Source organism: Cystobacter fuscus, assembly GCF_002305875.1.
GTDB lineage: Bacteria > Myxococcota > Myxococcia > Myxococcales > Myxococcaceae > Cystobacter > Cystobacter fuscus_A.
The window spans coordinates 11,908,960-11,929,550 of sequence record NZ_CP022098.1; the positions used below are offsets into that span (position 1 = coordinate 11,908,960).

Genomic DNA, 20,591 nt, shown 5'->3' on the forward strand with positions numbered 1-20,591 from the left:
TCCCTCGCCCCTCCGCTGCCTCCACCTGTCCGCGTGAAGACGCGGGCACCCGGGCGCCCCCTCGTGCGCCCGCCTCTCCCTCCTCCTGAGTCCCTCCCCCTGGCGTCGCGGCCGAGGCCCCGTCCCGCGCGCGTGACGGCCGGCGCCAAGGCACGTCCGCTCCGTGCGGACCCGGGCTCAATGCAACCGAGTTGCATCAGAACGCGAACAGCAGCTGAAATGAACGCCCCATTCAAATGCAACTTGATTGCGTTTGCATCCTGATGGCATAAGCACGGTGTTTCCGCTGAGGGACCGGAGCCCGGGAGGCGCGCGGTGTCACGAATCGTGTGGAGCGTGGGAGTGGGAGGACTGGTGCTGGCGCTCCTCGCCGCGCCGTGGATCAGCCGGCCGGAAGACGACATCGTGGCCGCGCCAGTGACAGCCGAGCCCCTTCCCGAGCATGCCGTGGCCCCGCCCACCGCCGCGCCGCCCCCACCATCCCAGGCCGAGGAGCTCCCGCCCCCGCATCCCGACGCCGTCGCGTCCTCCGCCGTGCGCTCGTCCTCGCCCCTGCTCCCGCCGGAGACCAGCCGCTCCGCGAGGCGCTGGCCGCTGACGTCCCGCTCCCTGCACAAACTGCCCGAGCAGCGCCAGCGCATCGTGAGCGCGCTGCGCGGCCGCTACGCCACCCCGCTCGAGCGCCGCGACGCCGTGCTCGCCGCCTTCGAGTCCTCGGGCGAGAGCCAGGCGGAGTGGACGAGGCAGGGCCGCGAGGCACTGGCCACCTGGCGCGCCCGCATCGAGGAGCAGGTGCTGCCCATCCGCGCCGAGCCGCCCCGCTGCTACGCCGCCGGGTGCGTGACGCGCGTCACCTTCCCGGATCCGGCCTCCTACGAGGAGGCCCGCCAGCGCGTCCCCCTGCTGGAGCTGACCGGCGTGGGTCCGCACATGCAACTGCCCCCCGAGTACCTGCCCTCGGGCGAGGTCTCCGTGTCCTGGGCCGTGCTGCCCCCCGAGCGCTGAGCGGCCATCCCTTTCTCACGCCTCACCCAGCAGTCCCCCCACCACAGAAGGAGTCGCACCATGAAGAACCTGTTCAAGACGGGCCTGTCCACCTGCGCCCTGGCGATGCTGATGACCGGTTGTGGCACGACGGAGGCCCAGGACGCGGCCTCGATGGAGCTGGCCACCGAGCAGCAGGAGCTCATCGGCCAGTGCGATCCCGCCGAGACGGAGGAAGTGATCGAGCACTCCTGCATCCACGCGGAGAGCGGTCCGTTCCAGGCCGTGACCGCCGCGGCGCCAGGCACCGTGCCGCTCGTGGACGTGAACCTCCCCCACACCGCCTACACCGTCACGCTGCCTGGCAGCTGCGGCCAGTACGGTGGCTCGGTCATCTTCACCGCCGAGGAGACCACCGAGTACGCCTTCCTCCAGTCGCGCTACCAGGGCCTGCGCATCTTCGACGGCACCACCGAGGTCGGTCTGGAGTGCCGCTCGTACATCTCGGCCAGCGCGTGCGGCGCGCTCAAGAACATCGCCATCGCCCCGCTCGAGGCGGGCAAGGACTACCGGCTCGAGTTCCGCGCCACCCTCGCGAGCGACGCCCAGTTCACGCTCCTGGTCGAGGAAGCCGCTCACGAGCACGAGCACGAGTAAGCCCCCATGCGACTCCACTCCTTCCTCCTGCTGACGGCCTGCGCGGCCCTGACCGCCTGCGACCCGGTCGAGCCCGAGCCCATCGACGAACCGCCCATCTCGCAGGGAGATCCCTGCGCCCCGTACGGCCACATCCACCGGGAAGCCACGGGGGACTGGTGCCACTGTGATCGCGGCTACCTCGCGGCCACGGACCACCTGGCCTGCGTGGCGGACCCGGACTACGTGCCACGCACGGAGTTCGACTTCGGCGACAAGGGCGAGCACGCCTGCTGGCACGTCACCCATGGCCCCTACGCCACGGTGATGGCGAGCACCACGGCCCAGCCACGCGTGGACGCCTTCCACACGTTCTACACCGTGAAGCTGCGCCCGGAGGGAGGCCAGTACGTGGGCACCTTCCAGTTCAAGTCCTACGCCACGGGCGACTTCATCGCCTACCTGAGCCACGAGGGCGTGCCCTTCTCCTTCCACGAGGGCACGAAGCTCGTGGAGCCGGCCGCCACCGAGCCCATCCCCGCCGAGCTGCGCGACGGCGCATGCCAGGGGGAGCTCGTGCGGATGCTCGGCTACGAGCTGACGGACAAGGTCCAGTACACCGTCACCGTCGGCCCCACGGAGCACTCCGAGCTCTCCCTCGTCATCGAGCACCTGTAGTTCCCGCGGCCTCCGCCGCATCACCACGAAAGAGAAAGACAACCATGAAGCCGACGCGACACATCGCCTGGGGCGCGCTCCTGGGCCTGGCCCTCTCCGCCTGCGGTCCCGCTCCCGAGGGCGAGGAGATGGACTTCAGCTCCCAGGACCAGGGACTCGAGGCGGGCTGCACCGCCCTCAGCCCCTCCATCGCCTCCCACTCCTGCCTGCACTCGAACACCAGCGCCGATCACGTGGCCGTGACGGCGACGAGCGGCCTCACCGGCTCGACGCCTTCCCTGAGCGGCACGCACAAGCAGTTCGACGTGACGCTGCCCGCCGGCGCCACGGGCACGGTGAAGTTCACCCCGGGCACCACGGGCTCCTGGGCCTTCTACCTGAACAAGAGCATCACCTTCACCGCCAAGAACGGCGCCACGACGCTCTCCTCCGCGCTCGCCCAGACGGTGAGCACCAGCTGCGGGCTGACGAACTACACCGTCTACGACCTCACCGCCGGCACCACGTACACGCTGGAGCTGGGCACCGCCTCGGGCAACCTCGTGGGCGTCATCCCCGAGCGCGTCGAGGACTACAACACCCGCTACTACCAGGACGCGGACGGCGACGCCTACGGCAACAACAGCGTCTCCATCCTCACCGCCTGCGTGCCGCCGTCCGGCTACGTCACCGCCCGGTACGACTGCAACGACAGCAACGCCAGCATCAACCCCGGGGCCGCGGAAATCCCGGGCAACAGCGTGGACGAGAACTGCAACGGCTCGCTGAGCAACTGATCGTCCCCGAGTGAAGCGCGCCGGGGCGGCCTCTCTCGCATGAGGGGCCGCCCTGGTCGCGTTCATGTCCCTTCCCTGTCCTTCACCCTTCCGAGGATTTCCCAACGATGCGTCGCGCGCCCCTTCTGTCCACCGTGCTGTCCTCCTGCCTGCTGGCCCTGTCCGCCTGTGGCGATGCTCCCCCCGCTCCCGTGAATCCGGAGCCAGGGCCGGGGACGCCCTCGGTGACGGCCACCTCGCCCGCCGGTGGCGACGAGGCGCAGCTCCCTGGTGCCCTTACCCAGGTGTCCCTCACCTTCAGCGGGCCCATGGACACGTCCAAGGGGACGCTGCGGCCCTCCTCGGAGCTGGTGCTCGGCGCGCCCACCTGGTCCGGCAATACGCTCACCGCGCCCGTCACCCGCATCGGCCATGACGAGGAGCACACCCTCACGCTCGAGGGTTTCCAGGATGCCGAGGGCCGGCCCGTGGAGCACACGCTGCGCTTCCGCACCGGGACGGATCGCCCGCGACCGGTCGTCACCGCCTCCAGCATCCCGGAGGGCGCCCAGGACGTGTATCCCCTGGAGCTGTACTTCGACCACGAGGCGCGCCGTCCGGGCATCTACCCACGCAAGCAACTGTCGCTGCGCTTCAGCGTCCCCATGCGCACCACCGACGCCCAGGTGAAGCTGGAGAACCACACGGACTCGAGCATCGCGCCGCGCGTCATCACCGGCCAGTGGCGCGACGAGGGCCGTGAGTTGTTGCTCACCCTGCCCGCGCCCGAGGACGGCGGCCCCGGTGGTGCCACCCTGGAGGAGAAGTCCCGCTACACCCTGGACCTGTCCGCCCTGCGCGGCGCCGAGGTGGGCAACCGGCTCGACGCCGCGGCGTTCCTCGGGGATGGCCGGTTGGACTTCACGACCTCCGAGCGGGATGGAGAGCTGGAGCACGCCTGCACCCACGCGCTCGCGAACGAGGCGGAGGCGATCCAGGCCACGACGGGCGAGGCGCCCCCGTTCGGCTTCGCTCCCCTCACCGACACGGGCCACTCGCGCTACCGCGTCACGCTGCCCGGCGAGCAGCAACACGGCTACACCTCGCTCGTCTCGAAGCCGGATCAGGACGAACACATCGTGCTCTACCTCGACCGGGAGCTCGCCGTGGGCGCCTATGACGGCATGGAGTTCAAGGACGTCGCCGTGAAGGTCGAGGCCGCCCGACCCGTCTGCACGGGCATCACCCACGTGGCCTCGTTCGCCGCCACCCAGGGCAACCGCGACTACTTCCTGCGCTTCGGGCCCACGCCGGGCGCGGTGTTCGAGTTCATCCTCGAGCGCCACGCCCACTAGGGGAACAATCGCGAGATGCTAGCTTCCGCCGCCCGGAGGCAGCATGTATCTGCACGAGCTGACAGTCGCGAACCTCAAGTTGCTCCGCGACATGAAGATCCCATTCCTGCACGAGGGGCAGCCACGCGCCTGGACGGTGTTCGTTGGCAAGAATGGTCTCTGCAAGACGTCGCTCTTGAGGGCAATCGCCCTCGCGGCCACCGGCCCCGAACGTGGCAACCAGCTTGGGACCTCGTACATCACCACCATGCCGGACAAACGGCGCGAGGAGGCGCAGGTCACCATCGAAGCCACCTTCGGCTTCAGTGAACGCCACCACGAGGCTCGCGAGTATCCCGGCCTGGACGAGAAACCGCCGCACCCGCCACTTCTCGAAAGCAAGCTCACGACTTCCACACGGCTCGGAGTCCTGCGTGGCAGTTCCCAATTCGTGGATGCATCGACGAGGCTCCCGCTGTCACAGGGAACGCAGAAGGGTATCGATCCACTTCAGGAGGCCAGAGCGGCCGGATTGAAACTGTGGTTTGTCGCGGGGTATGGCGTGAGCCGCAACATTCCTCAGCCACTGAGCACCGCGTCACGTGTCTATGTTCCGGTACTGGATCGGTTGCAGTCGCTGTTCGATGGCCTGCCGCTCATCGCCACGGACTTCGTGAGCCGATTCGATGCCGAGACGGCCCGTGCATTCGGTGCCGAACTCAAGAAGGCCTTCGTCGAGCATGAACTGCTGCCCGCTGTCGACGACTTCCTGTTGATGGGCAGAGGAGGCATCAGTGACTCGAAGACCTTCGTCGAAGCGAACCGCTTCGCGATGCGGCTTCCTTCGGGTGAGGAAATCAGGATTCCCGCGCTCTGGATGTCCCAGGGATACCAATCCACGATCGCGTGGGTCGTGGACCTCGTCGCACAGGTCTGGAGCGAGGCCGGCGAACCCATTCCATTGAAGGACATCGAGGGGCTCGTCCTCATTGACGAGATCGATCTCCACATCCACCCCACCTGGCAGCGAGGGCTCGTCCGCTCGCTCCGGCACGCGCTCCCGCGCGTTCAATTCGTCGCGACAACCCACTCCCCCATGGTGCTCCCCGGACTGGAGCCACATGAGATCTTCATCCTGGAGGCGGAGCAGGATGGAAGCGTGCGGTGGGCTCAATCGACGCAACAGCCCCGCCTGCTCTCTGGAGGGGAAATCTACGAACGCTTCTTCGACATCCGGTCGGTCTACCCAGAGGAACACGCGCAGAAATTGCACCGCTACCTTCGGCTCGCCGCCGACGCCTACCGGAGTGACGAGGAAGAAGGTGAGATGGCCGGACTTCTGAAGTGGCTCCAGAACGAGCGTGTCCCCGTCGCCTACGACCCGGTCCCCCGGAGGCAAGCATGATCCGGATAGACAGGGGGCCAGAGCCCCTTGAGCTACCCGATGTCCGGCGCGACGAGCTCGAGCGCTTCCGGGCCATCGTCCTCACGAGTGGTTATGACCGCAACCAACTCGGGACTCGCTACACCGCGGTGAAAGAAGCACTCTGGCGCCGCCAGGAACTCAAGTGCTGCTACTGCGAGAAGGTCTGCGAGAACGTTGGCAATGACCTCGAACACTACCGACCGACGTCAAGGTATTGGTGGCTCGCATGGACATGGGAGAACTTGTTGTTTGCCTGCCAGAACTGCAATCGGTGGGCGAAGAACGACGACTTCCCCCTGGCAGACGAGAAGACCCGGCTCAAGGCCGAGGAGAGTCCACCGCAGGGGGAGCAACCACAACTTGTCGACCCAGCAACAGAGGACCCCCTCGACTCGATTCAATTCGTATGGGACGAAGCATCAGACCGATGGCTGCCCCGACCTCGCGGAGCGAGCGTGAAGGGGGCGGAAACCATTCGTGTGCTGGAACTCGACCGACAGGCACTCCTGGAACTCTTCCAGAACTACGTCAGGGACTACTTGATGCCTGACGTCAACCACCTTCGCGAATTGATGAAGAATGGCAACGAGCATGCCGTGCGTGACACCTGGAAACGCAATGTCAGGCGGGCCCTTCAACGGACCATGTTCTACACAGCACTCGCTCACGATGTGTTCGACCATTACTTCCCCGAGGACGAGCGGCGACGCTGGGGGCTGGAACTCCCGAGGCCATGAGGCCGCGCCTCTCGCCCCCATACTCATCACTGGAGGGCTGACGCACCCTACTCCCACGCCGCGGAGAACGCGGTGTGCCTCCGCAGGTTGACGAATAGCGCGCGGTACACCTGGCTCTCCGCGGTCACCTTCACCCGTGCCCCCTCCTCGAGCATCTCCAGGCGCTCGAAGAGGGCGCCCTCGAACCAGCGCCGGGGCTGAAGCTCCAGCACGAACAGCCCTTCCTCCTCCAGTTCCACCTCGATGGGCACGAAGTCCACCCGCTGCATCTCCACCGGCGCGGGGAAGTCCACCGTGACGAGGAAGGGCACACGCTGCCCCTCGCGCTCGGCCGTGCCCTCCAGCCACACCGAGTGCCCCTCCAGCGCCACCGCCTCCGCGCCCAGGGCCCGCGAGGGAGGCTGGAGCAACAGTGACAGGGAACGCGCCCGGCCAGCGATTCCCGGCGAGCGCCCGAGCACCCTCGCCTGCCCTGGCTCCGCGAGCAGATCGAACACCACCTCGCGATCCCACTCCCCGAGCACCCGGCCTCCGGAGAAGAAGGACTCGTGCGCGTGCGCGCTGGGCACGAGCACCTCCCCCAAGCGGCGCCACCACCGTCCCGTGGGAGCCGGCTGCAAGGGCGAGGCGTTCTCGAAGAGGTAGATGGGGCCGAGCACCATGCGCGCCGCCGTGAGCTCCACGCGCCAACCGGTGTCGGTGGTGAAGTGCCCCGGGTGAGTCTCCCCCGGAGCGATCGCGGTGCGCAGGCCCATGCGGAAGACAATGCCTCGGCCGCCGGTGCCCGAGCCTCCACACGCGGCTCCCGCGCCGAGCAGCGCGGCCCCGAGCAACGTGGTGAAGGCACGGCGGGTGGTGCGTGGTGTCGCGGTCATGGCACGGCCTCCTGCAGGTCCAGATGAACGGTGAGGGTGGCGAGCACGGTGCGGGGTGCTCCCGCGGAGAAGTGGCGCGTGGCCATCAACGAGGCCGGAGCATCCGGGCCGCGGAAGTTGGAGACGTAGTTGAACTCGGCCTCGCGCCAACGCGCGTCGAGCAGGTTCTCCACCGACACACCCAGCTCCAGCGCCTTCCACCGGGCGCTCGCCGCCACGTCGAAGAGGAAGATGGGCTCGCTGAAGCGCTCGAGCGGCAGCGGCTTGGGGCCGATGGCGCTATGGCCCAGCGCGAGCATCCAGCTCACCGGGAAGGTGCCCACGTCGAGCTGGCCTCGCAGCGACGCATCCACCCGCCCGATGAGCTGGGGGATGTAGGGCATCACCGTGCCCTCCCAGACCTTCCAGGACGGGGCGCCGGGGGCCGGCAGCGTCGCGTGGGCCCAGGCCAGACTGCCCTGCACGTCCAGGCGATCGAGCAGGGTGAAGCGCGAGGTGGCGAAGGCCCCCAGGCGCTGGGAGGGACCCACGGGCTGGTTGCGGCCCGCCGTCTCGTCGAAGACCAGGTCTTGCGACACGCGCGTGGTGAACACGGCGCCGCGCGCCTCGAACTCATAGGGCTGGCCCTCGCCCCCGAGCCGCCAACCCAGGCCCGTCTCCACGGCCGTCACGCGCGCATAGGGAGCGAGCTCCGCGTCGGACAGGGCCGCCGCGTCACTGGAGCGCGCCCCCAGGCCCGCGCTGGTGAGCCAGGTGAGCTGGGGGGACAGCCGCACCTCGGCGGTGGCACGGGGACTCGCGAAGAAGCCATACGCCTCGATGGACTCCTCGGGGATGCGCGGTCCCTGCCGGTCCGAGGCGGGCCGGTTCTGGTCCTCCACGGCGAAGAGGAAGGTGTCCAGCCGCACCCCGCCGCGCAGGGTGAGCCAGGACAACGGCGCGTGCCGCAGCGAGGCGTAGGCCCCCACGTTCGTGGTGCGTACCTGGTTGTCGAAGAGGGTGCCGTAGGGAGCGCCTCCCTGCGCGCGCAGCCGCCGCGAGCGCGTGAGGACGTCGTCGAAGCGCGCGATGTAGCCCAGCTCCAGCGGCAGGGGCTGATCGCCCAGGCGCACGCCCGGCGTGTAGCGGCCGCGCAGGCCCACGGTGACGCCGCGATAGGTCTGCTCGGTGGCATCGCCCCGCTGGGACTCGCCGATGGGCGGCACGTCGTTGAGGAAGCCGGTGAAGTTCTCCCGGATGCGCATCTGCCGCATCACCACGAAGCCCTGCTGCACGAAGCGCCCGCCCCCGCTCAGCCGCGAGCGCAGCTCCGCGGACACCAGGTGCCGCTGCGCCGCCCCACCCTGGTTCGGATCATAGAGACAGAAGAACTGCGAGTCCGCGTCGGCCGCGCACGGCATGCGCCCGTCCACCACGTCCGTCTCCCGCACCACGCCCGCCGAGGAGAAGCGCGCCGCGTAGCTCGACCCCAACAGCCGCAGCCGCGTCTCGTCGCCCAGACGCAGCTCCATCTGGGCCATCACCCCCGCGTTGGCATAGGCGCGGTTGGGACCGAAGCCGGGCCCCTGGCGCACGAGCAGCCCCACGAAGTTGGCCTCGCTCGACTCCGGAGGGCCGTACACCAACGCCAGCCGGCGCGAGGCATAGCTGCCCGTGCTCGCCGAGGCGGTGAGGCCCCGGCGCTTCAAGCCGAGCTGGTACTCCACCGTGCCCGCCACGCCGAAGTCGCCCTGGGACGGGTCATAGGGCCCCTCGGTGACGCGCAGCGAGTCCACCAGCTCGGGGATGATGAAGTAGGTGTCCGCGTAGCCATGGCCGTGCGCGTGCGACACCTCGTTGAGGGGCACGCCCTCCAGGCGCAGCTCCACGTCCTTGCCCTCGCCCGCGTCGAAGCCCCGGATGAAGATGGTCTCCGCGTGGCCCTCGCCCCCGTGGTTGGCGAGCATGACGCCCGGGGCCAGCAACATCAGATCCGACGCGGAGTGGCGAGGCACGTCGGCGAGCTGGCCCACGGAGATTTGAAAGTCTCCCACCGCGGCCGGCGGCGGCGCGGCGGCCTTGCCCCGCACCGTGGTGGCGAACGCGGGCTTCTCCGACTCGGCGGATTCAGTGGGTGGCGGCTCGGCGGGCATCGGCTCGGCCGGGGGCGGCGTCTGCTCGGGTTCGCTCACGGCGGGAGACTCCACGGGCGGCTCCGGCGGCGGCGCGGGAGGGGGCTCGAAGGTGACGGGCACATCGGCCTGCACCTCCACGGCCACGTCTCCCTGCCTCGCGGGCTGGAAGCGCCAGCGCAAGGCGGCGGCCATGGCGGAGCGATCGAACGCGAGCCCCGCCGACTCGCGCACGTCCACGCGCGACACCTCGCCCTCCTCGTCGATGGTCAGGCGCAGGAGCACCACGACGGGCGCCGTCGGCGCGGACTCCCCGGCGGGCAGCACGGGAGGCGCGATCTCCACCGCGACGGGCGGGGTCACGGGCGGCGCGGCCACGGCCCCCAGGAGGCAGAACAACAGACAGGAGGTCCACATGGGTCGACCGCCGGATATACCACCGTCGACTTGACTTGCAACACAGTTGCAAATAATTCCCAGTTGCATGAGCACACGATCGTGGATGAAACGAGGCGCGCTGTTCGGGGTGCTGGCGCTCGGGGGCGTGGGGTGCGAGCCCGCGGCCGAGGGCGAGGTGCGCGTGACGCTGAGCGGCGGAGACGGCACCCAGCGCGGCTACAATGACCACCTCTTCCAGGATGGCTGGTCCGTGCAGTTCACGAAGTACCTGGTGTCGGTGGGTGACTTCACGCTGACGTCCGCCACCGGGGAGAAGCGCACGGCGGCAGGCCAGGTGCTGGTGGACGTACAGAAGGGCGACATGCCGCTCGCGCACCTCGAGGGGCTCGCGGCGGGACGCTGGAGCGTGGGCTTCCGCATGGCCCCTCCCGGCGCGGACACGGCGCTGCCGGACGGCAACGTGTCGCCGGAGGACCTGGAGCTCATGCGCTCGAAGGGCTACAGCTACTGGGTGGAGGGAGTCGCCACCAAGGCGAACGTGGGCGTCTACACCTTCCGCATGGGCTTTCCCGTCAACGCGCGCATGGTGGACTGCGTCAACGGGGTGGACGGCACGCTGGGCATCGTGGTGCCAGAGAACTCCGTGGCCCAGACGGAGGTCACCATCCACGCCGAGCACATGTTCTATGACCGGCTGGGCACCCACCGCGGGGTGCTGCTGCGCTTCGACGCCCTGGCCGCCACCGCCACCGCCGACAAGGTCATCACCCCCGAGGGGCTCGCCTCGCAGCGGCTGCTCGACCTGCGGGACGCCCAGGGCCGCGAGCTGAAGGACGCCCAGGGCAAGCCCGTGGTCTACGAGCCGGGCGCCTACACCGTGCGGACGCTCCAGGAGTTCGTCACCCAGAGCATCGTGGACCAGGCGCACCTCAATGGCGGAGGCGTGTGCACCGTGGCCCACGACGGCTAGCCGCAGCTCGCTCGGCCGCCCTCCCTCCACGCGGGCGGCGCATCCCCTCCCGAGGTCGCACGGGCCGGGTTGGCACCACGGTGCGCCGTCCCCAACGTTTCGCGACAGGCCATTCAGGCCATTGAAACAACCCTGGAGGGGTCACCATGAAGAAGCTTCTCACCGCCCTGGTCGTCACGCTGAGCACCGCCGCCATGGCCCAACAGGCGGACACCCAGGCCCAACAGGAGCAGAAGCGCAACGAGGGCCGCCGCGTCTCCACCGGCGTGGATGCCACCGACGTGGGACCGGCCATCGGCAACACCGCCAAGGACGTGGGGCAGGCCATCGGCGGCAGCGGCCAGGCCGCGAAGGAGGACGTGAATCAGGCGGCCCAGGACGTCAAGCAGGACGCCAGCCAGACGGCCCAGGACATCAAGCAGGACACCGAGAAGACGGCGGACAAGCTCGCCCACAAGGCGGGGCTGGCCACCGCCAGCCAGGGCACCTTCAAGAAGGAGAAGGCCTTCACCGCCACCGGCACCTTGAAGAACACCGGTGGTGGCGGCGTGACGCTCGTGCGCCCGGGCCTGCCGGACGCCAACCTGGACGTGCGTCAGGAGACCATCGTGATGCTCGACGGGAAGAAGGTCGACTCGAGCACCATCCCCGAGGGCTCGCAGGTGCGCGCCCGCTTCCAGCTCGAGGGGGAGGAGATCGTCGCCGTGGAGCTCAACGCCACCAGCCCCAAGGGTGTGAAGAGCAAGGCCCCGGTGAGCCCGAGCGATTCCCAGCCGCTCACCCCGTCTACCCAGCCGCTTCCCAAGCCGTAACACCGCTCACGTCCCGCGCGGGACGTCCACCGGGCCCGTTTCCCTCTGGGGGAGCGGGCCCGGCCCTTTTTCCACCCCTCGCGGGGTGGTGCGAGGACATGGGGAGTGAAAGTCCTTTCCCTGCCTGGGGACGCCCCTGCCCCGGGCGTTCCCACCACGGCAACTGGTCCAGCCGGGCATGGCGCTTGCTGTACGCCAGACAGGGCCCGTGACGGGCCCCCGGAAGAAGAGGACGGAACATGCGCGGATGGGTAGGGGCGTGGGCATTGGGGGCGTGGGTGGCGACGGGATGCGGGGTGCCGGAGGAGCCCGTGGCGCCACCGCAAGGCGGAGGAACACCCATCGTCGTCGAGGAGCCTCCTCCGTCGAGCGGGCCGGAAGTCACCCCCGGGCCCGTCGAGCCTCCTCCGCCCACGGTGGACCCGAATCCCCCAGTGCAGCCGCCCCCCACCGCGCCACCGCCTCCTCCCACGGCGGAGCCCACCGTGGGCCCGTGGCCGGACGAGGCGCTCGTCAACTACTCCAGCCGTTATGGGCTCGGCGCCAGCATCCAGGGCGTGGCGGTGGATGACGCCTACAACATCTGGCTGCTCGATGGGGAGCGCATCGGCGTGCTGCGGCCCGGCGACAGCGCGCCCCGGTGGACGAGCGGCGTGGGCCAGGCGGCCGGAGGGTTTGGCCAGGACCGGCGAGCCCTGGACTCGAGCGTCATCTGCGGCGGCAGCGCGGGCCGGGCCTACGTGGGCTACCTCACCTACGAGTTGGACACCGCCTTCATCTACAGCCCGGATGGCAGCGACTTCCCCAACTACAACAACCCGGATCCCACGCGCTTCGATCCCGTGAAGTACGACGAGTACCTGAAGGGAGACATGGACGTGGTGAAGCTCGGGGCGGATGGGCAGGTGGTGCTCGAGGAACACCTGAGCCGCTCGGCGCGCAGCAACGGGCCGAGCGACATCGGCATCCGCAACACGAATGATCACCACTTCGACGAGGACCGCTCCGTCTTCACTTGCGTGAAGGTGATGCGCGGCCAGCACCGGGGAGACATCTACATCGGCACCAACCACGGCGTCACCCGCGTGCGGGGGCTCGAGTACAACAGCCATCGGCACCCGGTGTGGTTCAAACCCAAGCCCGATGGCGGCCAGACCCAGATGGCGGGCTATACCTATGGCCTGGGCATCGCACAGAACGGGGACGTGCTCATCGGCAATGACTGGAACCTCGGCGTGGTGACGCCCTCGGTGGCGCTGGCGGACTGGGATAAGACGAACGACACCCTCAACCCCGAGAAGCTCAATTCCTATCTGCCCGAGCTCAACTCACTGGAGGACAAGGACTTCTGGCGCTCCCTGCAGCAGACGACGGACGGGAGCTACTACGCGGCCAGCAAGGACTTCGGCCTGTGGAAGTTCACCATCGCCCGCCGCTCGGAGGCCCGCGGCACCAAGGTGACGGGACTGCCCACGGACGCGCTCAGCTCGATCGCCGCCACGGATGACGGCTCGCTCTTCATCGGTACGCGGGGCTTCGGGCTGTGGAAGCTGGATGCCCAGAAGCAGCTCACCCACGTGGACGGCGTGGACGGGGTGAGCGTGACGCAACTCGTCTATGATCCCACGGTGAAGCCGGCGATGCTCTACGTGCTCACCAACGCGGGCCTCACGGTGCTGCGCGGCCACTGAGGACCCCCTGGTTGCTCGATGCCCCCCCGCTCGGGCCAGGGGGGGTTCCCCTCTGGCGGGGGGTGGGAATTTCTTTTCACCTTCCCGCCTTTTGCTGGGGCTCGCTGTCACCGGCTGGAGACCGGGCGAGCGGGCACAAGCTCCCCTGTCGTCGGGTGTGGCCGGTGTCCTCTACACTTCCAGCCGTTCCGTGACGGAAGGAAATGCATGGCCCTGAGACTCGCCCGCCGCCGCTCCGCCCTTGAGACCGCCCCGACCGCTTCTGGCTCCGCCGCGCTGTCCCTGCAGCGCAACACCATGCGGCGCAACGAGCTGAAAGCGCCGGGGCCGGATCCGCTGCGGCCCGAGGCCCGACTGCGCTGGAGGGATCACTTCACGCTGTCGGAGAACGTGCTGCACGTGCCGGGGATGCACCGGGAGCATGACGGACTGCGCATCGCGCACCTGTCGGACATCCACGTGGGTCAGGCCACGTCGGCGGTGCGCATCCGGCGCGCGGTGGCCGAGGTGAACGCGCGCGAGCCGGACGTCATCTTCCTCACGGGCGACTACGTGACGCACAGCCCCAAGCCGCTGCCGCGCGTCATCGAGCTGCTGGCGGGCTTCAACCGGCCGGTGTTCGCGGTGCTGGGCAATCATGACCATTGGGTGGACGCGCGCTACCTGCGCACGGGCTTCGAGCGCCTGGGCTACACGGTGTTGCAGAACGAGCACCGGGTGGTGCAGGTGCGGGGCGCACCGCTGACGGTGCTGGGCATCGATGATGGGCGCACGCACCGGGACGACGTGGAGGCGACGTTCCGGGGGGCGCCCGAGTCCGGCACGCGGCTGGTGCTCACGCACGCGCCGCCCACCGTCGAGAAGCTGCCGGAGAATGGCAATCTGGTGCAGTTCTCCGGGCACACGCACGGCGGGCAGTTCGTGGTGCGAGGGCTCACGGAGGCCATCTTCCGGCGTGCGGGCCAGCCGTACATCCAGGGCCACTACCACGTGCGTGGCAATCAATTGTACGTGAACATGGGTCTGGGTTTTGGCTTTGGCGGTCCATACCTGCGCCGCGGCACCTATCCCGAGGTGGCGTTCTTCACCCTGCGCCACGCCGAGACGGCGAGCGCGCACTGAAGTTGCCGTCCCTCGTCTGATCCGAAAAGCAGACCACGCACCTTGGACAGTGGAACGCGCTGTCCGAGGGCGAGGTGTGGGGAGAAGGCGAGGAAGCGATGCCCAGTTGGCGGCACTTCGAGCCCGGTCTGGACGTCGGCCGAGGGTCGGCGTGTGCTGATTTTCCTGGTGAGGGCCGTCCAGGAAAAGGAGTATCGCGCCCATGTACACGGTCCCGCTCGCACAGTTCCGCCCGATTTCGACTGGGCTCACGGCGTCACTCCTCGGTATCCTACTCGTCTCATGCGGGGCCTCCCGTCACATCGCGCCGCCCCACCCAGAAGACCTCACTCAGTTCGTGCTCTTCATCAGGGAATCGCCTGATGGCACCGTCACCCACTCCTGGCAGCGTGCGGGGGAGGTCGACCTTTCCCCCTACAAACCACTCGCACGTGCGCAAAGCGCACCTCGACCCATCGTCCTCGCGATGGGCCAGAAGCGAGACTGCGATCAGGAAAATCGTGAGTGCATTCGTAAGTGCATGAACCGCCCCCTGGAGCGGGGATTTGGTCACATCACATCAGGCAATAGAGGTCGCGGCGGAAAGGAACGCTATTGCAATGAGCAATGCATGCAGCCCTACCGCGACTGCACGAAGCTCGAAGAACAACAACCCCAAGAGTTCACGTCGGTCGACAGTGCACTGGACTGGATGAAGCGCAACCGCCATTCGCTTCTGGTGGGAAGTGTTGTCGTTGCAGCGGGTGTGGCCTTCGTCGTGGTCTCCGCGAGCGCGGGATTGATCATTCTCGCGCCAGCAGCGCTATTGGCCACACCTACGTACGACCCCGCGCCCTACATGGCGGGAGTCTCCCCATGAGACCTGGTGAACTCTCCCTTGAAGCCTTGGAACTCCTTGGGCGACGCTGGGAAGAAGCATCTTCCCCAGAAGAGAAAGAACGGCTTCTCCTCGCCATGGATGCACTCAGGTTCGTGTCGGCGACCGGCCAGACCTACGACCTCGAGGACTATCGCAAGAGCCTTGAAGCCCAGGCGCCTCCTCTTGTGGTCGCGACCTTCGACACGCGCGAGGCGGCTGATGACTGGCTGAAGGCCAGCCCCAGGCCACCGTATCATGCCTATGTATTGATCGCGGGCGAGTATCACATCGTCATGTATATCCCGGAGATGAATCACCGCAGGCTGATCTCCCATCCCGTTCTCGAGTTCTATCTCGCGGACATGATTCGAGAGGGGCTTCCCGCACCGGTCGCGACCTTCAAGACGCACGAGGAAGCCCAGGCGTGGATTGACCATCAACCCGAGCCGCCACGTCAGGTCTTCATCACCATCGCAGGCGACTACTACCTCGCCGTGTACCACCACCGGGTAAATCTCCGCGCGATGTATCCCATCTCCATGGCCGCGAAGTCGGAGAAGAATGACCTGGCGGAGAATTGACCCGGCATGTCTTGATGGGTGGACTGCGACACCCGGATTCAAAGGGAAGCAGCAGTGGCTCAAGCCCTGAACTCAAGCTCCCCGCCCGCGAAGTATCTGGCCTCATCTTCTGACTGGCCAGGGAAGTCTTGCTCATGGTTGCGGTTGCGTACGAATTCCCGGAGAGCCACTAAACTGGGGCAGGCTCACAATCTCCCAGAGAACACCAAAGGCGCGAGCCGCAACCAAATGCTTTCGTCACTGATGCTCTCGCTTGATCAGGTCAAACGAGGTGACCTCCAATGGCAAGTACATCTCACGTTCATTCTCTATAATCTTCGTTGTTCGATGCGCGGTAATGGTCACGCTTGGGAAAGGCTCAGAAAGCCAAACGACCGCTGGTGATTCATTCAGAAGGCGTGCAGTGATTCCCTGCGCCATCGCGGAAGGCAGGATCGAAACGAGCTTCTCAAACTGCGACATGCTAAAATCAAAGGTGGGTAGATACTCACCTTCTTCATACTTGAGGTTCATTCCGAACCCGCTGTACTGGTCCTGCCCTATCCGAGCTACACAGCGGACGGGTACCAATGGGAAGACCAGGTTCATCGTTTCTGGGACACCGAGACGCATTAGGTGGATTCCAAAGTCCTTGGCGAAAGGGTGTGTTGGATCGTGAGTCATCGCTGGCGGGAACAGTAGACGAAGTACTTCCTGCCAATGTTCCTTGAGTTCACGAAGTCGGACCCGTAGCACCGGCTTAAGTTCGCCCACACTGTAGACCACGAGATCATGACCGTTGCAGATCGCGAACCAGCTTGTTCTCACATCATGGTGGATCGCGTAGCTGTACGCTTGGGCAATGTGCGCTGGGTCGTCTACCGTCTCGGTTGGAGCCTTCGCGTCCAGAATCCAGCGGGGCCGCTCGTTCACCACCATCAAATAGTCCGGAATGATGGTGACCGGTTTCTTGGTGACACCGAACTGAACGTATGGGTGGTCAAGCCTGCGACTGCGAACGATCCGGGCGTTTCCAGTCGAGCGATAACCGAGCGCCCTCAAAAGAGGTGCGATTATCTCTTCTCGAACTGAATCCTCCTTGAATTCGGGATCGTTCAGCACAGAGAAATCGAAGTCTTGAAGCGGGATGTTCATCGTTGTCCTATGGGCTACTCGTCCGCAGTAAATCCGCTGCAACCCAGTCATCATACATCGCTGCCAACAAACATCCGGCCGACGACCTGCCCACGCCTATAGTACTACTCGGTCACTTCGCGCATCCTCCAAGGGGATTCTCCTCTTGGAAGATCGAGGCCGCCCTCGGCATGTGACCAAGTAGTTCGAAACGCACGCGAGGTGTCTCCAGGAACGTTGTGCGCGAAGACATCAAGAGAGAGAAAAACAGGAGAGCCCAGGGAAGCGCACGGAGCCCCGGGAGGGCATCCGACAGAGGAACCGGAAGCAGCGGCTTTCCAGTGAAGGGCTTCGCGGGCGCCAGTTTTTTTGGTATCAGGGGTCCCGAAGTTCCCCACAGCTTGCCTTGTGGGCACACCCCATCATGGATGTTGCCAAAATGACGTTCCCGTTGATGAAATCGGGCAAGTACACCCCGGCGTATTGAGCTTTGAGCAACAGCCCATTTATCGTCGGTGGATGGGAAGCCTTCGTGGTTGGGCGCTTTACGTGTCCTTCTTGGTGGGAGTCATATCAGCACCCACGTGGGCAATCGCTCCCTCGGCGGTGATGCCCCTGACGCAACAGGAAGTGCTGGCGGGGGCAAGTTCCATTCAACTCAGGCTCCTGACCTACCTGGCACGCGGTGACATCGCGGGTGCCATCGTACTGTACGAGGCGGAAACGGGACATCCGCCTCCGGCATGGTTGCTGAATCTGCAGGGAGCCTACAGCACAGCCAGTCAAGCCGTGGGCAAGTGTCAGCAGGTCGCGCGCACCATCCACACCGCGTTCACCGAACTCGGACAGAAACCGCAGTTCATCGCGTTCAAAGCCAAGGCAGACGAAGAATTCATTGTCTTCGAACTCGCGAGTGGGAAGAGTCCATCCATCACCAAAAATGGGTACCACGTCGTCGTCCGGTTGGGAGAACGGATCTACGACGCCTATACAGGGCCTCTTGGGATGACATGGAAGGAGTACCTGTCCAGACTGCACGCACAACAGGGAATCCAATGGGAGGTGGTGACGACGCCATGAGAGAAGACAAAACCGTGACAGGTCAGCCATCCGCCTCCCATGTCTACATGCTCGACTATCTGATGCGAGTCCGAAACGGCATGCCCAGGCAATTGCTGCTGAGCATCGGCGAAATCAACATCATCCGGCTCTCATCCTTCATCGCTGGCTACCGCGCCTGCCAATCCACGAATGGCCTCCAAGACGAGGAGTACATGCTGTTTCGTGATTGGCTGCGCGACGTGAAGGGAGAGTTTCCCCCGGAGGGCTGGGACCAGAAGTACCTGCTCGACTGCGCCGGAGACCACGAGCGCGCCATCCACAAGTTCCTCGACTTCGTCGCCGAGTTCGTCGCCCTGCGCGAGCAGCAGCGCCCGCGCCGCGGATGAGTCGTGCACTCAGCGACGTCCTGAACCATTCCCGTGGTGCGCGGAGAGCGAACTTGCACCCATAGGATGGGTAAACACCTACTCCGTGGGGTACTCCTGGGACCGCCGTTGGAACGAAGTGGCCCCCATCCCCTGCAGCGCCTCGGGCGCGGCGGCGGGCGTGTCTTGCGAGTCCCGGGGCAGGCGCACGGTGAACGTCGTGCCGTCCTCCGCCGTGGATTGCACCGACACCGTGCCCTGATGCGCCAGCACGAGCTGCCGCACGATGTACAGCCCCAATCCCAATCCACTCCCCCGTCCCGTCCTCGCCGGTCCCGCCTGACGGAAGGGATCGAACAGCGTGTCCAACAGGTGGCTCGGAATGGGCGTCCCCCGGTTGGAGATCTCCAACACCCTCCACCCCGCCCCCTCCTCCCGGCACCGCACCCGCACCGGCGTGTCGAGCGGCGTGTGCTCCAGCGCGTTGCCCACCAGGTTGCTCACCACCTGCGCGAGCCGCTCGAAGTCCCACACCCCCTCGCACGCCCCTTCAATGTCCAACAACAGCGAGCGCTCGGGGTGCACCGCCGTCATCTCCTCCAGCACCTGCTGGCACACCTGCGGCAGGCTCGTGGCCGACAGGTGCAGCGGAATGCGCCCCGCCAGCCGCGCCCGCGTCAGATCCAGGATGTCGGAGATCATGTTCCCCATGCGCGCCGCGCTCGTCTCGATGCGCTGCAACAGCCGCTGGTGCAGCACCGGCAGCCCCCGCCGCCCCAGCTCGCGCGCCGACAACGCAATGGCATGCAGCGGCGAGCGCAGGTCATGCCCGAGGATGCCGATGAAGCGCTCACGGAAGCGCGCCTCCTCCGCCATGCGCTCCAGCGCCCGCTTGCGCTCGGTGATGTCCATCATCGAGCCGATCATCCGCGCCACCCCGCCGCGCCCGTCTCGCGCCGCCCGGCCCCGGTCCAGCACGTCCACGTACGTGCCATCCTTGCTCCGGAAGCGGTACTCGGCCGTCCACGACTCGCCCCCTTCCGCCACCAGCCGATGCAGGCTGCCCACCACGCGCTCCCGGTCCATCGGGTGGATCTGCTCCGCCCACCACGTCTCGTCGCCCATCTCCTGGGGGTCGTAGCCCAGCATCCGGTGGCAGGCCTCGCTCCAGTAGATGTGGCCCGTGGAGGGCAGCCACTCCCAGAGCACGTCGTTGGTGGCGAGCGCCGCCAGGCGGTAGCGCTCCTCGGCCGCGCGCACCGCCTCCTGCGAGCGCAGGCGCTCGGTGATGTCCATGGCCACGCCCAGCACGCGCAAGGGCAGGCCCTCCTCGTGGAAGGACTGGCCCACCACCTCGTAGGTGTGCACCGTGCCGTCCGGCCACTGGCCCTGGAACTGGAAGGCATGGGCCCCCTCGGTGGAGCGCATCCGCGCGAAGGCCTCGGCGATGCGCACGCGCTCCTCGGGACGGGCGCGCCCCAACAGCCACTCCACCGTGTTGCCCAACCCCTCCGGCGGCGCCCCGAAGAAGTCCTCGGCGTTGGCGGACAACGAGAAGCTCCCCCGCGCCTCCGACCACTCCCACGTCACCATGTGCGCCGTCTCCAGCGCCAGCGACAGGTACGCCTCGCGCTCGCGCGCCTTGCGCTCCTGCTCCAGCGCCTCGCGCGCCCGCTCCAGCGCCTCGCGCAACACGCGCTCCCGCTCGTGCGCCTCGGTCCGGTCGGACAGCCACAGCGCGAACCCGTCCCCCTGCTTCACCGCCCGGGCCTGGAACCAGCGCTCCTCGCCTCCCCGCCGCACGTGCAACTCGAAGCAGAGCGGCGCGCCGCCCTCCACCACCGCGCCGAGCACCTCCGGCTCCGGCAGGCCCGCCACCCCCTGCCACGCCGATAGCGCGCGCGACGGGCCCGGCACCCACGGCTCGGCCGCCGGATTGAACGCCGTCCACTCGAAGTCGAGCAGCACGCCCGTCTCGCCACGCACCGACTGGAACAGGATGTACGGGTCGGGATACTCCCCGTGTACGGCTCCGGTGTGAGTGAGCCTGGCCATTCCCGATGAGTTCACGCGCTTCCCCC

Annotated in this window: 19 protein-coding genes; 15 read left to right on the top strand and 4 right to left on the bottom strand. The window is 67.2% G+C overall.

What is annotated here, in order from left to right:
- The first annotated feature begins 315 nt into the window (after positions 1 to 315).
- The 7 genes from CYFUS_RS48335 to CYFUS_RS48365 all read left to right on the top strand — a co-directional run bounded on the left by CYFUS_RS48335 (position 316) and on the right by CYFUS_RS48365 (position 6,550).
- Positions 316 to 1,005, top strand: a complete 690-nt coding sequence (locus CYFUS_RS48335; RefSeq protein WP_232537247.1) for a hypothetical protein — start codon at positions 316 to 318, stop codon at positions 1,003 to 1,005.
- A gap of 60 nt (positions 1,006 to 1,065) precedes the next feature.
- Positions 1,066 to 1,641, top strand: a complete 576-nt coding sequence (locus CYFUS_RS48340) for a hypothetical protein (RefSeq protein WP_095991397.1) — start codon at positions 1,066 to 1,068, stop codon at positions 1,639 to 1,641.
- A gap of 6 nt (positions 1,642 to 1,647) precedes the next feature.
- On the top strand, positions 1,648 to 2,298 hold the full coding sequence (locus CYFUS_RS48345) for a hypothetical protein (protein WP_095991398.1): 651 nt from the start codon (positions 1,648 to 1,650) through the stop codon (positions 2,296 to 2,298).
- Positions 2,299 to 2,342: 44 nt separating this feature from the next.
- Positions 2,343 to 3,074: a putative metal-binding motif-containing protein gene (locus tag CYFUS_RS48350; RefSeq protein ID WP_095991399.1), complete on the top strand. Its 732-nt coding sequence runs from the start codon at positions 2,343 to 2,345 to the stop codon at positions 3,072 to 3,074.
- A gap of 107 nt (positions 3,075 to 3,181) precedes the next feature.
- Positions 3,182 to 4,408, top strand: coding sequence for an Ig-like domain-containing protein (locus CYFUS_RS48355; RefSeq protein WP_095991400.1), 1,227 nt, complete (start codon positions 3,182 to 3,184; stop codon positions 4,406 to 4,408).
- 43 nt (positions 4,409 to 4,451) lie between these two features.
- Complete coding sequence (locus CYFUS_RS48360; protein WP_095991401.1) at positions 4,452 to 5,792, top strand: AAA family ATPase; 1,341 nt, start codon at positions 4,452 to 4,454, stop codon at positions 5,790 to 5,792.
- Positions 5,789 to 6,550, top strand: coding sequence for a hypothetical protein (locus CYFUS_RS48365; protein WP_095991402.1), 762 nt, complete (start codon positions 5,789 to 5,791; stop codon positions 6,548 to 6,550). Before CYFUS_RS48360 ends, CYFUS_RS48365 begins: the two co-directional genes overlap by 4 nt.
- A gap of 47 nt (positions 6,551 to 6,597) precedes the next feature.
- On the opposite strand, the gene CYFUS_RS48370 is transcribed toward CYFUS_RS48365, so the two are convergent.
- Together CYFUS_RS48370 and CYFUS_RS48375 are read right to left on the bottom strand one after the other, a co-directional pair.
- Positions 6,598 to 7,425, bottom strand: coding sequence for a hypothetical protein (locus CYFUS_RS48370; protein ID WP_095991403.1), 828 nt, complete (start codon positions 7,423 to 7,425; stop codon positions 6,598 to 6,600).
- Positions 7,422 to 9,953: a TonB family protein gene (locus tag CYFUS_RS48375; protein ID WP_095991404.1), complete on the bottom strand. Its 2,532-nt coding sequence runs from the start codon at positions 9,951 to 9,953 to the stop codon at positions 7,422 to 7,424. Before CYFUS_RS48375 ends, CYFUS_RS48370 begins: the two co-directional genes overlap by 4 nt.
- Positions 9,954 to 10,038: 85 nt before the next feature.
- Between CYFUS_RS48375 and CYFUS_RS48380 the strand changes: the two genes are divergently transcribed.
- The 6 genes from CYFUS_RS48380 (at position 10,039) to CYFUS_RS48405 (ending at position 15,970) form a co-directional block, all read left to right on the top strand.
- Positions 10,039 to 10,905, top strand: coding sequence for a hypothetical protein (locus tag CYFUS_RS48380; RefSeq protein WP_095991405.1), 867 nt, complete (start codon positions 10,039 to 10,041; stop codon positions 10,903 to 10,905).
- Positions 10,906 to 11,051: 146 nt separating this feature from the next.
- Positions 11,052 to 11,717, top strand: coding sequence for a hypothetical protein (locus CYFUS_RS48385; RefSeq protein WP_095991406.1), 666 nt, complete (start codon positions 11,052 to 11,054; stop codon positions 11,715 to 11,717).
- 239 nt (positions 11,718 to 11,956) lie between these two features.
- Positions 11,957 to 13,408, top strand: coding sequence for a hypothetical protein (locus CYFUS_RS48390; protein WP_232537248.1), 1,452 nt, complete (start codon positions 11,957 to 11,959; stop codon positions 13,406 to 13,408).
- A gap of 207 nt (positions 13,409 to 13,615) precedes the next feature.
- Entirely contained in the window at positions 13,616 to 14,530 is a 915-nt protein-coding gene (locus tag CYFUS_RS48395; protein WP_095991408.1) for a metallophosphoesterase, read from the top strand.
- 202 nt (positions 14,531 to 14,732) lie between these two features.
- The gene (locus tag CYFUS_RS48400; protein WP_095991409.1) at positions 14,733 to 15,389 is read left to right on the top strand and encodes a hypothetical protein; all 657 of its coding nucleotides are present in this window, start codon (positions 14,733 to 14,735) and stop codon (positions 15,387 to 15,389) included.
- Positions 15,386 to 15,970 (top strand): head protein, encoded by a 585-nt coding sequence (locus tag CYFUS_RS48405; protein WP_095991410.1) that lies wholly within the window; start codon positions 15,386 to 15,388, stop codon positions 15,968 to 15,970. Before CYFUS_RS48400 ends, CYFUS_RS48405 begins: the two co-directional genes overlap by 4 nt.
- Before the next feature lie 237 nt (positions 15,971 to 16,207).
- On the opposite strand, the gene CYFUS_RS48410 is transcribed toward CYFUS_RS48405, so the two are convergent.
- On the bottom strand, positions 16,208 to 17,104 hold the full coding sequence (locus CYFUS_RS48410; protein WP_157759083.1) for a type I restriction enzyme HsdR N-terminal domain-containing protein: 897 nt from the start codon (positions 17,102 to 17,104) through the stop codon (positions 16,208 to 16,210).
- 588 nt (positions 17,105 to 17,692) lie between these two features.
- Between CYFUS_RS48410 and CYFUS_RS48415 the strand changes: the two genes are divergently transcribed.
- Both CYFUS_RS48415 and CYFUS_RS48420 read left to right on the top strand, forming a co-directional pair.
- Positions 17,693 to 18,163 (top strand): papain fold toxin domain-containing protein, encoded by a 471-nt coding sequence (locus CYFUS_RS48415; RefSeq protein WP_157759084.1) that lies wholly within the window; start codon positions 17,693 to 17,695, stop codon positions 18,161 to 18,163.
- Complete coding sequence (locus CYFUS_RS48420; protein WP_095992671.1) at positions 18,160 to 18,531, top strand: hypothetical protein; 372 nt, start codon at positions 18,160 to 18,162, stop codon at positions 18,529 to 18,531. Before CYFUS_RS48415 ends, CYFUS_RS48420 begins: the two co-directional genes overlap by 4 nt.
- 78 nt (positions 18,532 to 18,609) lie before the next feature.
- On the opposite strand, the gene CYFUS_RS52120 is transcribed toward CYFUS_RS48420, so the two are convergent.
- Positions 18,610 to 20,565, bottom strand: coding sequence for a sensor histidine kinase (locus CYFUS_RS52120; RefSeq protein ID WP_198316389.1), 1,956 nt, complete (start codon positions 20,563 to 20,565; stop codon positions 18,610 to 18,612).
- Positions 20,566 to 20,591 lie beyond the last annotated feature (26 nt).

Coding starts and splice junctions, on each gene's coding strand:
- CYFUS_RS48340 (WP_095991397.1), top strand. CDS start 1,066: ATGAAGAACCTGTTCAAGACGGGCCTGTCCACCTGCGCCCTGGCGATG.
- CYFUS_RS48345 (WP_095991398.1), top strand. CDS start 1,648: ATGCGACTCCACTCCTTCCTCCTGCTGACGGCCTGCGCGGCCCTGACC.
- CYFUS_RS48350 (WP_095991399.1), top strand. CDS start 2,343: ATGAAGCCGACGCGACACATCGCCTGGGGCGCGCTCCTGGGCCTGGCC.
- CYFUS_RS48355 (WP_095991400.1), top strand. CDS start 3,182: ATGCGTCGCGCGCCCCTTCTGTCCACCGTGCTGTCCTCCTGCCTGCTG.
- CYFUS_RS48360 (WP_095991401.1), top strand. CDS start 4,452: ATGTATCTGCACGAGCTGACAGTCGCGAACCTCAAGTTGCTCCGCGAC.
- CYFUS_RS48365 (WP_095991402.1), top strand. CDS start 5,789: ATGATCCGGATAGACAGGGGGCCAGAGCCCCTTGAGCTACCCGATGTC.
- CYFUS_RS48370 (WP_095991403.1), bottom strand. CDS start 7,425: ATGACCGCGACACCACGCACCACCCGCCGTGCCTTCACCACGTTGCTC.
- CYFUS_RS48375 (WP_095991404.1), bottom strand. CDS start 9,953: ATGTGGACCTCCTGTCTGTTGTTCTGCCTCCTGGGGGCCGTGGCCGCG.
- CYFUS_RS48380 (WP_095991405.1), top strand. CDS start 10,039: ATGAAACGAGGCGCGCTGTTCGGGGTGCTGGCGCTCGGGGGCGTGGGG.
- CYFUS_RS48385 (WP_095991406.1), top strand. CDS start 11,052: ATGAAGAAGCTTCTCACCGCCCTGGTCGTCACGCTGAGCACCGCCGCC.
- CYFUS_RS48390 (WP_232537248.1), top strand. CDS start 11,957: ATGCGCGGATGGGTAGGGGCGTGGGCATTGGGGGCGTGGGTGGCGACG.
- CYFUS_RS48395 (WP_095991408.1), top strand. CDS start 13,616: ATGGCCCTGAGACTCGCCCGCCGCCGCTCCGCCCTTGAGACCGCCCCG.
- CYFUS_RS48400 (WP_095991409.1), top strand. CDS start 14,733: ATGTACACGGTCCCGCTCGCACAGTTCCGCCCGATTTCGACTGGGCTC.
- CYFUS_RS48405 (WP_095991410.1), top strand. CDS start 15,386: ATGAGACCTGGTGAACTCTCCCTTGAAGCCTTGGAACTCCTTGGGCGA.
- CYFUS_RS48410 (WP_157759083.1), bottom strand. CDS start 17,104: ATGAACATCCCGCTTCAAGACTTCGATTTCTCTGTGCTGAACGATCCC.
- CYFUS_RS48415 (WP_157759084.1), top strand. CDS start 17,693: ATGCCCCTGACGCAACAGGAAGTGCTGGCGGGGGCAAGTTCCATTCAA.
- CYFUS_RS48420 (WP_095992671.1), top strand. CDS start 18,160: ATGAGAGAAGACAAAACCGTGACAGGTCAGCCATCCGCCTCCCATGTC.
- CYFUS_RS52120 (WP_198316389.1), bottom strand. CDS start 20,565: ATGGCCAGGCTCACTCACACCGGAGCCGTACACGGGGAGTATCCCGAC.